This is a genomic window from Cupriavidus necator (assembly GCF_016127575.1).
Taxonomy (GTDB): domain Bacteria; phylum Pseudomonadota; class Gammaproteobacteria; order Burkholderiales; family Burkholderiaceae; genus Cupriavidus; species Cupriavidus necator_D.
Window position 1 is genome coordinate 1,355,708 of the sequence record NZ_CP066018.1, and the last position, 13,263, is coordinate 1,368,970.

Genomic DNA, 13,263 nt, shown 5'->3' on the forward strand with positions numbered 1-13,263 from the left:
GGCGGGGGAAATTCGTAGGTAAATTTACTATAGCGAAATCGATTTACCAATTTTTAAGCCATCGGTAGACTTTCTTCGCAACAGACCTGGCCGGCGACATGCCTCTCGTGCAAGCCCGCCCGAACCGGGCCCCTTTTTAACACGGAGACAACCGATGCGCCCCCTTGGCCACTTCCGCCCCGCCCTCGCCGCATTGACGGCCGGTACTCTGTTTGCTGCCCTGTTCACCGCCAGCGCCCCCGCGCGCGCCGATGACTGGCCGTCGCAGCCGATCCGCTGGGTCGTGCCCTATCCCGCCGGCGGCGGCACCGACGTGGTGGCGCGCACTGTGGCGCAGGCCATCACCCCGGGGCTGGGCAAGCAGGTGGTGATCGACAACCGCCCGGGCGCGGCCACCATCGTCGGCGCCGATGCCGTGGCGCATGCCAAGCCCGACGGCTACACCGTGCTGACCGCCGACACCGCCACGCTGGCCGCCAATCCGTCGCTGTACAAGAAGCTGCCGTACAACCCGGACAAGGACTTCGTCTACATCGGCCAGCTTGCGCGCTTCCCGCTGGTGCTGGTGGCCAATCCCAACTTCCCGGCGCGCACGCTCAAGGAAGTGGTCGCGTACGCGCAGAAGAACCCGGGCAAGGTCAATTTCGCCTCGCCGGGCGCGGGCAGCCCGCACCACCTGGCGATGGAACTGTTCATGGACCAGACCCGGGTCAAGATGACGCACGTGCCCTACAAGGGCGCGGCGCCGGCGGTGCAGGACCTGCTCGCGGGCCAGGTCGACCTGATGTTCCTGGACCTGGCCTCGGGCCAGCAGAACGTGCAGGCGGGCAAGCTGCGCGCGCTCGGCGTGGCCACGCCCAAGCGCCTTACCGTGCTGCCCGGCGTGCCGACCGTGGCCGAGGGCGGCGTGGCCGGCTTCGAGGCCTACGCCTGGCAAGGCATGGTGGCGCCGGCCGGCACGCCCAAGGCCGTGGTCACGCGCCTGAATGCCGAGCTGGTCAAGGCGCTGAAGACGCCCGAGGTGCAGAAGAAGCTGGAAGGCGTGGGCGTGGAGGCGGTCTACAGCACGCCCGAGGAATTCGCCAGCTACGCGCGCGCCGAGGGCGAGCGCTGGGGCAAGCTGATCAAGGCCAAGGGCATCACCGTCGACTGACTGGCGCGCGGGCAGGCCACGGTAGACTAGCGGCCAACGCGCCTGCGATGCAGGCGCCCCTGATCCCTACCCCATCGCACCCATGAAACTCGCAACCCTGAAGGACGGTTCGCGCGACGGCCAGCTGGTGGTCGTGTCGCGCGACCTGAAGCAAGCCCACTACGCCACCGACATCGCCGGCAAGCTGCAGACCGTGCTGGACGACTGGAATTTCTACGCGCCCCAGCTGCAGGACCTGTACGACGCGCTCAACGCCGGCCGCGCACGCCACCCGTTCGCGTTCGCCCCCAGGGACTGCATGGCACCGCTGCCGCGCGCCTACCAGTGGGCCGACGGCTCGGCCTATGTCAACCATGTGGAGCTAGTGCGCAAGGCGCGCGGCGCCGAGATGCCAGCCGAGTTCTGGACCGACCCGCTGATGTACCAGGGCGGCTCGGACGACTTCGTCGGGCCGCAGGACGATATCGTCTGCGCCAGCGAGGCCTTCGGCATCGACTTCGAGGCCGAGGTGGCCGTGATCACCGGCGACGTGAGGATGGGCGCCACGCCCGAGCAGGCCGGCGACGCCATCCGCCTGGTGATGCTGGCCAACGATGTCTCGCTGCGCAACCTGATCCCGGCCGAACTGGGCAAGGGCTTCGGCTTCTTCCAGAGCAAGCCCGCCACGGCGTTCTCGCCGGTGGCGGTGACGCCCGACGAACTCGGCGAAGCCTGGCGCGAGCGCAAGGTGCATCTGCCGATGACCGTGCACTGGAACAGCAAGAAGGTGGGCCAGCCCGACTGCGGCACTGACATGGTGTTCGATTTCGGCCAGCTGATCGCGCATATCTGCAAGACCCGCAACGTGCGCGCCGGCAGCATCGTGGGCTCGGGCACGATCTCCAACGTTGATCGCAAGAAGGGCTACTGCTGCATTGCCGAGAAGCGCATGCTGGAAACCATCGATGAAGGCAAGCCCGTGACCGAGTTCATGAAGTTCGGCGACGCGGTCAAGATCGAGATGTTCGACGCGCAGGGCCATTCGGTATTCGGCGCGATCGACCAGCTGGTGGCAGCGGCCTGACGCAGGTGGGGGCCGCTGGCTGCGGCGGCGAGCCGGATGTGCATATAATTAACCGACCGATCGGTTGGCAAATAACGATGCATGCGGCGCGCCGCTAACCCCTTCCTCTCAGGCCCCCAATGACTACCCCCACCGCTGACCCCACCCCCCTCTCCCCCCGCTACGAGCGCTATCGCGCACTGACGCTGCGCCGCCACGGCCCCATCCTCGAAATCATCATGGGCGCGGCCCAGTCGGCCAACCAGAAGCTGGCCACGGCGGACGCCAACATGCACCGCGAGCTGGCCGAGATCTGGCGCGACGTATCCGCCGACCCCGAGGTGCGCGTGGCGCTGATCCGCGGCGAGGGCAAGGGCTTCTCCGCCGGCGGCGACCTGGCGCTGGTGGAAGACATGGCCAACGACTTCGAGACCCGCACCCGCGTCTGGCACGAGGCGCGCGACCTGGTCTACAACGTCATCAACTGCGACAAGCCGGTGGTCTCAGCCATGCACGGTCCCGCCGTCGGCGCCGGGCTGGTGGCGGGCCTGCTGGCAGATATCTCGATCGCGGCCAGGAGCGCGCGCATCGTCGACGGCCATACCCGGCTGGGCGTGGCCGCCGGCGACCATGCCGCGATCGTGTGGCCGCTGCTGTGCGGAATGGCCAAGGCCAAGTACTATCTGATGCTGTGCGAGTCGGTCAGCGGCGAGGAAGCCGAGCGGATCGGCCTGGTCTCGCTGGCGGTGGAAGAGGACGAACTGGTGGCGCGCGCCTTCGAGGTGGCCAACCGGCTGGCGGCCGGGTCGCAGACCGCGATCCGCTGGACCAAGTACGCCCTCAATAACTGGCTGCGCATGGCCGGCCCCGCCTTCGACACCTCGCTGGCGCTTGAATTCATGGGCTTTGCCGGCCCCGACGTGCACGAAGGCGTGGCGAGCCTGCGCCAGAAGCGGCCGCCACAGTTCAGGTAACGACGACGCAGCCGCCGGCCCGACGGGCCCTCCTGGCCAATCCCGGGGCTGCGCCGCACACGGAGCGCTCGACCATGTTCGGACAGATTCCCGATTTCACCAACGGCTTCGACTTCATGCGCCGGCTGTGGGGCAGCGGCAGCGGCATGCCCGCCGGCATGATGCCCGGCCTGCAGGCAATGACGCCGCCGATGGACCTCGACGACCTCGACAAGCGCATTGCCGACCTGAAGGCCGTGGAGAGCTGGCTGCAACTGAACACCAACCTGCTGCGCACCACCATCCAGGGCCTGGAAGTGCAGCGCGCCACGCTGGTGGCGCTGCAGACCTTCGGCAACGCGCTGTCGCCCGAGGCCATGCAGTCCGCCATGGAAAACGTCGCGCGCGCGGCCAACACGCCCAGCGCCGCAGCGCCGGAGCGCGACGCCGGCGCGGATGCCGACAGCGGCACGCAACAAGAGCCGCCTGCCGCCGAGCGCCCGCAAGCTGCGGCAAGCGACACCGATTCCGCCTTGCCGCCCAACGCCGCGCTGTGGTGGGACCTGCTGCAACAGCAGTTCAACCAGATCGCCAGCAGCGCCGCCGCGGCCAGCATCGCCCCGTTCGGCATGGGCGGCGTGGGCGGCTTCGGCACCGCAGCCAGCCCCGACGCCGCAGCGCAAGCGGCGGCTGCAAAACCGAAGACGGACGCGCCTGGCAAGGCCGCCTCCGCCGGCACGGGCAAGCCCGCCGCCAGGAAAGCGCCGGCAAAGAAGGCGCCGGCCAAAAAGGCGGCCAAGGCAAAACCGGCCAGGGACGCCGGCAACGGCGAGGACAATGGCAAGAACGGGGGCAACAACGGCGCCAACGGCAGCAGCGCAGCCTGACCGCCAGATACTCCGACAAATCGTCCACACCAACGCAATGCACCGCGAGTCCTTCCCGGCCCCCCACCCCGCGTCGCAATCCGGACCCAATCCCGCCGCCACCGCGCTGATCATGATGGGCGGCGGCGCGCGCGCCGCCTACCAGGCGGGCGTGCTGAGCGGGCTGGCGCGCATTGCCGCGCGGCACGGCAAGGGCCATGGCGCGATGCCCTTCGGCATCATCGCCGGAACCTCGGCAGGGGCGATCAACGGCGCCGGGCTGGCAATCCAGGCGGGGGACTTCCAGGCCGCCACGCAGAGCCTGGCGGCGCTGTGGCACAGCATCCATGCCGACGACGTCTACCGCACCGACGTGCTGCGCGTGGGCGTGTCGGGTGCGCGCTGGCTGTCCACGCTGGCGCTGGGCTGGGCCACGCAGCGGCGCGCGCCCCGTGCCCTGTTCGACAACACCCCGCTGGGCAGCATGCTGGGCGAGCTGTTCGAGCCCGAGCGCGTGCAGGCCAGCCTGGACAGCGGTGCGCTGCAGGCCTTCGCGGTCACCGCGCTGTCCTACAGCACCGGGCGCCACGTGACCTTCTACCAGTCGCACCACCGCATCCATCCGTGGCACCGCAGCCAGCGCATTGCGATCCCGGCGCCGATCACGGTTGACCACCTGCTGGCATCCGCGTCGATCCCGTTCCTGTTCCCGGCCATGCCGCTGGAGCTGGACGGCCACCATGAGTGGTTCGGCGACGGCACCATGCGGCAGATGTCGCCGCTGTCGCCGGCGATCCACCTGGGCGCGTCGCGCGTGCTGGCGATCGGCGCGGCCTCGCGCCAGCGCTCGGGCTGGTACGACACCATGCCGGCCGGCGGCTACCCGTCGCTGGCGCAGGTGGGCGGACAGGCGCTCGCCAGCATCTTCCTGGACGGGCTCAACGCCGACCTGGAACGGCTGCTGCATATCAACCGCCTGCTGGCGCGCATGCCGGAGCTGGCCGGCGACCGCGAGGGCTGGCGCCCGGTGCAGGTGATGACGATCTCCCCCAGCGAGCCGATCGAAGCCATTGCCGCCGAGCACCAGAAGCAGCTGCCGCGCACGGTGCGCGCCCTGCTGGCGCCACTGGGCGGCACCGAGGCGCGCGGCGCCGCCTTCGCCAGCTACCTGCTGTTCGAACCCGCCTTCACCCAAGCCCTGATGGCACTGGGCGAGCGCGATGCCGAGGCCCAGGCGGACGAGCTGGCGGCGTTCCTGTTCGGCGTCGTCCCGGGCACGCCACCGGCCGCGCTGCCGGTGGACGAACGCGCGCTTTCGCCCTGAGCACCCGCCAGCACATGGCGTCCTGCCAGGCGCCGCGGCTGGCACATTGACGCCTCGGCGCTCCGCTGATCGCCCGCAATATGCAGCCGGCTGCGCCAAACCGCGTCAAAAAGCGTTGCATTTGCCCCGATCCGGACTAAAAAAGGAGAAGAGAATAATTCGCATCTGGTAGAATCTGCCCGTAATTTCAAAGGCTTACCATGCTCTACCCCGAACTGTTCAAATCGTTGGAAGCCGTCCGCTGGCACATGGACAAGGACATCCCCTGGGACTCCTTTGACGCCAGCATGCTGACGGACGACCAGGCCAAGACCATCCGGATGAATGCGATCACGGAATGGTCCGCCCTGCCCGCGACCGAGATGTTCCTGCGCGACAACCGCCACGATTCTGATTTTTCGGCGTTCATGAGCATCTGGTTCTTTGAGGAACAGAAGCACTCGCTGGTGCTGATGGAGTACCTGCGCCGCTTCCGCCCGGACCTGGTGCCGACCGAGGAAGAACTGCACGCGGTGCGCTTCGAGTTCGACCCGGCCCCGCCGCTGGAAACCCTGATGCTGCATTTCTGCGGCGAGATCCGCCTGAACCACTGGTACCGCCGCGCCGCCGAATGGCACACGGAACCGGTGATCAAGCATATCTACCGCACCCTGTCGCAGGATGAAGCCCGCCATGGCGGCGCCTACCTGCGCTACATGAAGAAATACCTGGCGCAGTTCGGCGACAGCGCGCGCGCCGCCTTTGCCAAGATCGGCGTGCTGATGGCCTCGGCCCGCCGCACCGAGAAGCCGCTGCACCCGACCAACCTGCACGTCAACAAGGCGCTGTTCCCCAACGACACGGTGCAGTCGCGCCTGCCGGATCCGGACTGGCTCGAGCACTGGCTGGACGAGCAGATCCGCTTTGACGAAGGCTGGGAGAAGAAGGTCATCGAACGGATTCTGCACAACATGTCGCTGCTGTTCGAACGCACCTTCGAAACCGTGCAGGACCTGAACCGCTACCGCAAGGAACTGAACGCCAGCCTGCAAGGCTCGGGCGGGGCCCAGCCGGCGCAAGCCTGAGCGGCCAGTCCGGCAGCACGAAAAAAAGCCCCGCCGAAGCGGGGCTTTTCTTTTCCCTTCTTTTGCCTTGACGCATTCCCGACAAATGCGACCCGCGGCGGCGCACCGGACCTGGTCCGGCTGTGGCGGGTATTCTGCGATGCTGATTTCCTTGTCCCGGAAATTCGAGCGCCTGGCATGATAAACGAGCGAGTTGCCACGCAGGTAGTAACCGGTTACTACATCATTCCATTCCCGTCCCGCGCACTGCCGCGCTCTCGCGCGGCGGCGGCAAACCCACGCCTGGCGTCCGTTTGTCGAATAGATTTATATCCGGAAATAGAATATTTAAATCACGCCTCAATTACCCCGGCCATCAATTCGATGTAAATCCAGCATTACGAATTCATTTAATTCGTGGTGTAATGCCTAGCAATTCCGATAATATCGGAATTAGCGCCAGCCGCAGCTGGCAGCAACGCGCAGGCCGCGCATATCGACGCCGTGCGGCAGGCGCTGCAGGGCGCCTTGCGCGGCATTGCCACCGCGTCGGTGCAGCAGGCCCGGCCGGTCTCCGATCCGGCAGCCAGGGATGTCGCCAACGACGCGGCCATGAGGCTGTGCGTGACGGGGTAACCAGGACCCCGCCGCCGGCGGGGATCCCAAGAAGGGGTACCATCTCGGGCAAGCACGCCGGCTCCGACCAGGGGCCAGCCTCCACTTTCCGATGCCGACCCCATGTCCGTACCCGCTTTCGAATCCAAGCTGACCCTGCCTGACACCCCCGCCGCGCTGGCCGCGCGCATCGCCGCCTTGCCGCGCCCGCTGGTGTTCACCAATGGCGTCTTCGACATCCTGCACCGCGGCCATGCCACCTACCTGGCACAGGCGCGCGCACTGGGCGCAAGCCTGGTGGTTGGCGTCAACAGCGATGCTTCCGTAAAGATGCTGGGCAAGGGCGACGACCGTCCGCTGAACCATGAATCGGACCGCATGGCGCTGCTGGCCGCGCTGGAGTCGGTCGACCTGGTGGCGATGTTCCGCGAACAGACCCCGGTGGAACTGATCCGCCTGGTGCGCCCCGACATCTACGTCAAGGGCGGCGACTACGACATCGACACGCTGGAAGAAACCCGGCTGGTGCGCAGCTGGGGCGGGCAGGCCTACGCCATCCCCTTCCTGCACGACCGCTCGACCACCAAGCTGCTGACCAGGGTGCGCCAGGGCAGCTAAGGCAGCCCAGGGCGCTCAGGAGCAGGCCAGCACGTCCTCGGCGCCGTAGCGCTGGCGCATGGCCTCGAGCCGGGCACGCGCCGCGTGGTCGGCATCGCGCACGCGCAGCCACTGCCGCGTGAGCGGCCGCGCGGCCTCGGTCAGCATGGCGGTACGCACGCCGTAGCCGCGCAGGGTATCGAGATATTGCTCGGCACGCTCGCGCTCGCGGAAGAGGCCCAGCGACACCGTATAGGTGGGGGCCTCGGGCGTGCCAGCGGTCACCAGCGAGTACTCGGTCACATTGCGCCGGCGCAGTTCGGCCAGCTTGCGCTCGGCATGCTCGCGCGTGGGCTGCGCGGGCAGATGGACCCACCAGCGCACCTGTTCCTGCCGCGCGAACGCTTCCACGCGCAGCGCGGCGGCGGCCAGGTCTTCAGTGGCGCGGCGCGCCGCCTGGGCGCTGAAGCCACCGATCTCGACGCAAGCTGCCGCCAGCGTGGCGGACGGCAGCGCGCTGCGCGGTGCGGCACCCGCCGCCGGTGCCGACGCCGGCGCCTGCACCCGCATCCGCTCCCCACGAACTTGCTGCTGCAGCCGTTGCGGTTCACGCGGGGTTTCAAACCAGCCGGCCAGCGGGTTCGCGCCGAACACCCCGAGCACCGCCCCCAGCAGCACGGCATTGGCGAGCAGCAGCAACAGCGGGACGATGCGCGGCGAGCGTGGCCGGGCGGGCTGGCCTGGGGCGGTCATGGGTCGGGGCGGATTGAGGCTGTGAGAAGTTGCGCTGCGCGCTAGTCGCCGGCCGATGCCATCGCCATCGCGTGCAGGCCGAGCAGCACCAGATTATCGTGCATCTCGAACGGCACGGCGAGCGCGCCTGCCAGCGCGCCGCGGGCACCGCCGGACAGCAGGCAGCGCACGGGGCCCGGCCCGCGCTCGCCCAGCACACGCCAGGTGCGTTCGATGGCGCCGGCCTGCGCGGCCAGGCAGCCCGCGGCAATGGCGTCGTGCGTATTGTCGGCCCAGCGCAGGTGCGCGCCGGCCACGGTGCCGGCATCGTCCACGTCCAGCGCCGGCAACTGCGCGGTGTTGCGCGCCAGCGTGCCCAGCATCAGCGCCAGCCCGGGCAGGATCAGGCCGCCCTCGAAGCGCGCGCTGCCATCCGCCGCGGCCGTGACGATATCCAGCGTGGTGGCCGTGCCCGCGGTCACCACCAGCAGTGTGTCGTGCGGCAGCCAGCGGTGCGCGCCGATGGCGCCGACCCAGCGGTCCACGCCCAGTTGCGTGGGCTCGCGGTAGCCGTTGGCCAGGTTGCCGTGCGCGGCGGCGCTGCGCACCCATTGCACCGGCGCACAGCCTCCGAAGGCGTCGGCCAGCGCCACATCCACGGCGGCCGCGATCACCGGCCCGGCGACGTTGCTGATCCACACCGACGGCATCGGCCCGCTGCCGCGCAGCGCGCGCAGGTCAGCGGCCAGCGCCTGCAGCGCGCCGGCGTCGGCATGGGTAACCGCGCCGCCGTGCTGCCACGGCGTGGGCAGCGCGCTGGTGGCGGGCAGCGCCGCACCGGCTTCGCACCAGGCCCACTTGAGGCGGGTATTGCCGATATCGATCAGCAGGAGCGGCGCGCTCATGCGGTGTCTCCCTGCCCCGGCGCGGGCCGCAGCGACAGCTCGCCGCTGGCGATGCGCTCAAGCCCCGCCGGCGTTTCCAGCAGCAGGTGGCCAGCCTCGTCGACGCCGCGCGCCATGCCTTCGGCGATCACCTTGCCCTCGTGCAGCAGCCGCACCGGCTGGTCGCGGTAGGCATCGGCCGCGGACCAGCGCCGTGCCATCGGCCCGAAACCGTGCGCCAGGAACGCGATGCGCATGGCCGCCAGCCGTTCCAGCAGCGCGGCCAGCAGGCGCGGGGCATCGCGCTGCGCGTCGAAGCCGGGCATGGCCTCGGCCACGCCAGCCAGCTCGCGGCCCAGCGCCGCTTCCATCTGCGCGTCGCGCACCAGGTTCAGGCCGATGCCGATCACGGCCCAGACGCGCTGCGGCCCGGCGGGCACCGACTCGATCAGGATGCCGGCCAGCTTGCGGCCATCGATCTGGAGGTCGTTGGGCCATTTCAGCCCGATCCGTGCGCCGAGTCGCGCATCGACATCGCCCAGGGCCTCGGCCAGCGCCAGGCCCACGGCCAGGCTCAGGCCGCTCAGTTGCGCCGGCGCCAGCGCCAGTGGCAGTGCCACCGAGAAGGTCATGCCTGCCTGCCCCTGCCACGGCCGGCCCTGACGCCCGCGCCCGGCGGTCTGGCGGTAAGCCAGGCGCAGCCTGGCGGCGTCGGTCCACGGCGCCTGGCGGCAGGCCGCGGTCAGGTCGGCATTGGTGGAGCCGGTTTCCTCCACCAGCTCCAGCGTCCAGTCGCTCAGCGCGGGCGACAGCATGCCGCGCAGCGCGCCGGCATCAATGCGCCAGTTGGCGCCGGATGGGGCGGAAGGGTCGGATGGAGTCGGAGGAACGGCGGACATGCGCGGCAAAGGGTTGGGATCGATGGCGATCGTAGAAAACACAGGCGGGGACGGGGTGCGGCCCGGGTGCCTGCGGCAGATGCCGCATTGTAGCCGCGCCGCCGCCTCGGCACGGCGCGGTCGCGCCAGCGGGGCGGGTGGCTTAGAATCGAGACTCGGCCATCACATCGCATGCCCTTGGAACGCCAGACGACGCCAGACTTCCATATCACGCGCGGGGACGGAACCGTCAGCGTAGCGCTGCGTGGCGACTGGACCGCGCTCGCCCTGGCCGGCTGCCACCAGGCGCGGCAACTGCGCGCGCAGCTGCATGAGCTGGCGCAGGCGCCAGACAGCGCGCAGTGGTCGCTGGCCGGCGTCGAGCGGCTGGACCATATCGGCGGGCAACTGCTGTGGCAGGCCTGGAACGGCGCGCTGCCGCAGCGGCTCGATGCCAGCGAGGGCCAGCGCCGCGTGTTCGAGCGCATCGCCGCGGTGCAGAACGAGGGGTGGAAGAAGCACATGGTGGACCGCTTCAACCCGATCACGCTGTTCGGCGCCAACGTGCTGTCGTTCGGCGCGCAGCTGCGCAGCGGCATCACCATGCTGGGCCAGCTGGCCTTCGATCTGCTGCGCTTTGCGGGTGTGCCGCAGCGCGGCCCATGGCGCGAGATCTCGGCCAATATCTACAACGTGGGCTACAAGGCGCTGGGCATCACCGCGCTGGTCGGCTTCCTGATCGGCATCGTGCTGTCCTACCTGTCGGCCAACCAGCTGCGCACTTTCGGCGCCAGCACCTTTATCGTCAACATCCTGGGCATGGCGGTGATCCGCGAGCTGGGCCCGGTGCTGGCGGCGATCCTGATCGCGGGGCGCTCGGGTTCGGCCATCACCGCGCAGATCGGCGTGATGCGCGTGACCGAGGAGCTCGACGCGATGCGCGTGATGGGCATCTCGCACGGCTTCCGGCTGATCATGCCGCGCGTGATCGCGCTGGCCATCGCCATGCCGCTGCTGGTGGCGTGGACCGACGTGATGGCGCTGGCCGGTGGCATGCTGGCCGCGCGCATGCAGTTGGGCATCAGTGCCACCTTCTTCCTGCGCGAGCTGCCCGATGCGGTGCCGGTAGCCAACCTGTGGCTGGGGCTGGGCAAGGGCGTGGTGTTCGGCATCCTGATCGCGCTGACCGCATGCCACTTCGGGCTGCGCATCAAGCCAAATACGCAAAGCCTGGGCGAAGGCACCACCGCCTCGGTGGTGACCGCGATCACCATCGTGATCCTGGCCGACGCGGTCTTCGCCGTCCTGTTCAAGGACGTGGGCCTGTGAGCGCCGCGCCAGCTACCGCCACCCAGGACGGGAAGGTCCAAAAGGACCGCACCCCGGTCATCGAGGTGCGCAACCTGGTCAAGCGCTTCGGCAAGGCCATGGTGCATGACCACGTGAACCTGGACGTCTACCGCGACGAGGTGCTGTCGATCGTGGGCGGGTCCGGCAGCGGCAAGACCGTGCTGCTGCGCCAGATCGTGGGGCTGGAGCGGCCCACCTCGGGCAGCATCAAGGTGTTCGGCGAGGACCCGACCCGGCTGCGCCCGGCGCAGCTGCAGGCGCTGCGCAACCGCTGGGGGCTGCAGTTCCAGCGCGGCGCACTGTTCTCGGCGCTGTCGGTGATCGACAATATCGCGCTGCCGCTGCGTGAGCTGCGCGCGCTGCCCGACAACCTGATCTGCCAGGCGGCGCTGCTCAAGCTGCAACTGGTGGGGCTATCAGCGCGCGATGCCGACAAGATGCCGTCGGACCTGTCCGGCGGCATGATCAAGCGCGTGGCGCTGGCGCGCGCGCTGGCGCTGGAGCCCGAGCTGCTGTTCCTGGATGAGCCCACCGCCGGGCTGGACCCGATGGCCTCGGACGACTACGTGGCGCTGATCCGCGAACTGCGCCGCGAACTGGGCCTGACGGTGGTGATGATCACGCACGACCTGGACACGCTGGTGGCGTTGTCCGACCGCGTCGCGGTGCTGGCCGACCACAAGGTGATCGCCGCGGCGCCGATCCCTGAAGTGGTGAAGGTGGACCACCCCTTCATCCGCGAGTATTTCCTGGGCGAGCGCGCCCAGCGCGCCATGCAGGCGCTGCCGCCGCACGCGCAGCCGGATGCGCCGCCCCCTGGAGAAGCATGATGGAAAACAAGTCACACGCATTCCTTGCCGGCGTGTTCACCATCGGGCTGGCCGTGCTGGTGCTGTTCGCGATCTTCTGGTTCAGCACCGACCACGCGGTGCGCGTGCCGTATGACCTGATCACACGCTCCACCGTCAACGGCCTGCAGCCGCAGGGCGATGTGAAATACCGCGGGCTTGCGGTGGGCAAGGTCGAGTCGATCAAGTTCGACCCGCAGGTGCCGGGCCAGATCATTGTGCGCGTCAACGTCAACAAGGACACGCCGATCACGCGCACCACCTATGGCACGCTGGGCTTCCAGGGCGTGACCGGAATCGCCTACGTGCAGCTGGACGACAGCGCTACGCACGACGGCACCACGGCCTCGCCGCCGCTGCCGACCTCGCCCAAGGCGGTGGCCCGCATCGCCATGCGCCCCGGCTTCTTCGAAGAGCTGGAAAAACGCGGCGATTCGCTGCTGACACAGGTCGAGACGATGATGGCCTCGCTCAACGACATGTTCCAGGGCGCCAACCGCGCCGAGCTGATGGCCGCGATCCGCTCGGTGCGCAAGACCGCCGAGGACTACTCGCGGTTGTCCGATTCGCTGGGCCCGGCCGCCAACCGGCTGCCGAAGGTGACCGAGAACCTGAACGCCACGCTGGAATCGACCCGGCGCCTGACGCAGGAGCTGGCCAACCCCAACGGCACAGTGATGCGCACCGTCGACAGCGTCGGGCGCGACCTGCAGGGCGCGGCCTCGTCGGTGCAGTCCGCGGCGGGCACCTTCAGCGAAGAGACCCTGCCGCAGCTCAATGGCCTGGCCCGCGACGCGCGCCAGACCGCGCGCACCTTCGAGCGCGCCGCCGGCCAGTTCAACGAAAGCCCGAGCAGCGTGCTGTTCGGCGCGCCCGCGCCCGCGCCGGGTCCGGGCGAGCCGGGCTTCAGCGCGCCGTAGCGCGGCCCGCATGCCGCCCCTCACCCGATACCGCCAACCGCGAGATGCCGCCGTGAAC

At 69.2% G+C, this 13,263-nt stretch carries 13 protein-coding genes; 10 read left to right on the forward strand and 3 right to left on the reverse strand.

Features of this window, described 5'->3' with window-relative positions:
• Nucleotides 1-154: 154 nt before the first annotated feature.
• From I6H87_RS06335 to rfaE2, 7 genes are all read left to right on the forward strand, one after another.
• Nucleotides 155-1,153, forward strand: a complete 999-nt coding sequence (locus tag I6H87_RS06335) for a Bug family tripartite tricarboxylate transporter substrate binding protein (RefSeq protein WP_011614371.1) — start codon at nt 155-157, stop codon at nt 1,151-1,153.
• An 82-nt stretch (nt 1,154-1,235) separates the two neighbouring features.
• Nucleotides 1,236-2,216, forward strand: coding sequence for a fumarylacetoacetate hydrolase family protein (locus tag I6H87_RS06340; protein WP_010811509.1), 981 nt, complete (start codon nt 1,236-1,238; stop codon nt 2,214-2,216).
• Between the two features lie 119 nt (nt 2,217-2,335).
• Nucleotides 2,336-3,169, forward strand: a complete 834-nt coding sequence (locus I6H87_RS06345) for an enoyl-CoA hydratase/isomerase family protein (RefSeq protein ID WP_011614370.1) — start codon at nt 2,336-2,338, stop codon at nt 3,167-3,169.
• A gap of 74 nt (nt 3,170-3,243) precedes the next feature.
• Nucleotides 3,244-4,035 carry a polyhydroxybutyrate granule multifunctional regulator PhaM gene (phaM, locus tag I6H87_RS06350; RefSeq protein WP_011614369.1) on the forward strand — a complete coding sequence of 264 codons (792 nt, stop codon included), beginning with the start codon at nt 3,244-3,246 and terminating at the stop codon, nt 4,033-4,035.
• 37 nt (nt 4,036-4,072) lie between these two features.
• Complete coding sequence (locus I6H87_RS06355; protein WP_010811506.1) at nt 4,073-5,338, forward strand: patatin-like phospholipase family protein; 1,266 nt, start codon at nt 4,073-4,075, stop codon at nt 5,336-5,338.
• 200 nt (nt 5,339-5,538) lie between these two features.
• The gene (locus tag I6H87_RS06360; RefSeq protein ID WP_010811505.1) at nt 5,539-6,402 is read left to right on the forward strand and encodes a ferritin family protein; all 864 of its coding nucleotides are present in this window, start codon (nt 5,539-5,541) and stop codon (nt 6,400-6,402) included.
• A gap of 717 nt (nt 6,403-7,119) precedes the next feature.
• On the forward strand, nt 7,120-7,614 hold the full coding sequence (gene rfaE2, locus I6H87_RS06365) for a D-glycero-beta-D-manno-heptose 1-phosphate adenylyltransferase (RefSeq protein ID WP_010811504.1): 495 nt from the start codon (nt 7,120-7,122) through the stop codon (nt 7,612-7,614).
• A 15-nt stretch (nt 7,615-7,629) separates the two neighbouring features.
• Here rfaE2 and I6H87_RS06370 read toward each other — a convergent pair whose 3' ends face one another.
• Genes I6H87_RS06370 through I6H87_RS06380 form a run of 3 tightly spaced genes read right to left on the reverse strand, consistent with a single transcriptional unit; the run spans nt 7,630 to nt 10,108 of the window.
• Nucleotides 7,630-8,346: an SPOR domain-containing protein gene (locus I6H87_RS06370; protein ID WP_010811503.1), complete on the reverse strand. Its 717-nt coding sequence runs from the start codon at nt 8,344-8,346 to the stop codon at nt 7,630-7,632.
• 41 nt (nt 8,347-8,387) lie between these two features.
• Nucleotides 8,388-9,230, reverse strand: a complete 843-nt coding sequence (locus I6H87_RS06375; protein WP_011614368.1) for a type III pantothenate kinase — start codon at nt 9,228-9,230, stop codon at nt 8,388-8,390.
• A complete protein-coding gene (locus I6H87_RS06380) occupies nt 9,227-10,108 on the reverse strand; it encodes a biotin--[acetyl-CoA-carboxylase] ligase (protein WP_037025304.1) in 882 nt (293 codons plus the stop codon). The genes I6H87_RS06375 and I6H87_RS06380 overlap by 4 nt, the downstream gene beginning before the upstream one ends.
• Before the next feature lie 171 nt (nt 10,109-10,279).
• Here I6H87_RS06380 and I6H87_RS06385 point away from each other — a divergent pair, with 171 nt between their 5' ends.
• The 3 genes from I6H87_RS06385 to I6H87_RS06395 are packed head-to-tail and all read left to right on the forward strand — an operon-like array spanning nt 10,280 to nt 13,205.
• Nucleotides 10,280-11,416: an MlaE family ABC transporter permease gene (locus tag I6H87_RS06385; RefSeq protein WP_011614366.1), complete on the forward strand. Its 1,137-nt coding sequence runs from the start codon at nt 10,280-10,282 to the stop codon at nt 11,414-11,416.
• On the forward strand, nt 11,413-12,267 hold the full coding sequence (locus tag I6H87_RS06390) for an ABC transporter ATP-binding protein (RefSeq protein ID WP_010811499.1): 855 nt from the start codon (nt 11,413-11,415) through the stop codon (nt 12,265-12,267). The genes I6H87_RS06385 and I6H87_RS06390 overlap by 4 nt, the downstream gene beginning before the upstream one ends.
• Entirely contained in the window at nt 12,264-13,205 is a 942-nt protein-coding gene (locus tag I6H87_RS06395) for an MlaD family protein (protein ID WP_011614365.1), read from the forward strand. Before I6H87_RS06390 ends, I6H87_RS06395 begins: the two co-directional genes overlap by 4 nt.
• Nucleotides 13,206-13,263 lie beyond the last annotated feature (58 nt).

Bases quoted from the DNA above. Each gene is read 5' to 3' on its own strand.
- I6H87_RS06370 (WP_010811503.1), bottom strand. From the start codon at position 8,346: ATGACCGCCCCAGGCCAGCCCGCCCGGCCACGCTCGCCGCGCATCGTC.
- phaM (WP_011614369.1), top strand. From the start codon at position 3,244: ATGTTCGGACAGATTCCCGATTTCACCAACGGCTTCGACTTCATGCGC.
- I6H87_RS06380 (WP_037025304.1), bottom strand. From the start codon at position 10,108: ATGTCCGCCGTTCCTCCGACTCCATCCGACCCTTCCGCCCCATCCGGC.
- I6H87_RS06385 (WP_011614366.1), top strand. From the start codon at position 10,280: ATGCCCTTGGAACGCCAGACGACGCCAGACTTCCATATCACGCGCGGG.
- I6H87_RS06345 (WP_011614370.1), top strand. From the start codon at position 2,336: ATGACTACCCCCACCGCTGACCCCACCCCCCTCTCCCCCCGCTACGAG.
- I6H87_RS06360 (WP_010811505.1), top strand. From the start codon at position 5,539: ATGCTCTACCCCGAACTGTTCAAATCGTTGGAAGCCGTCCGCTGGCAC.
- I6H87_RS06335 (WP_011614371.1), top strand. From the start codon at position 155: ATGCGCCCCCTTGGCCACTTCCGCCCCGCCCTCGCCGCATTGACGGCC.
- rfaE2 (WP_010811504.1), top strand. From the start codon at position 7,120: ATGTCCGTACCCGCTTTCGAATCCAAGCTGACCCTGCCTGACACCCCC.
- I6H87_RS06340 (WP_010811509.1), top strand. From the start codon at position 1,236: ATGAAACTCGCAACCCTGAAGGACGGTTCGCGCGACGGCCAGCTGGTG.
- I6H87_RS06355 (WP_010811506.1), top strand. From the start codon at position 4,073: ATGCACCGCGAGTCCTTCCCGGCCCCCCACCCCGCGTCGCAATCCGGA.
- I6H87_RS06375 (WP_011614368.1), bottom strand. From the start codon at position 9,230: ATGAGCGCGCCGCTCCTGCTGATCGATATCGGCAATACCCGCCTCAAG.
- I6H87_RS06395 (WP_011614365.1), top strand. From the start codon at position 12,264: ATGATGGAAAACAAGTCACACGCATTCCTTGCCGGCGTGTTCACCATC.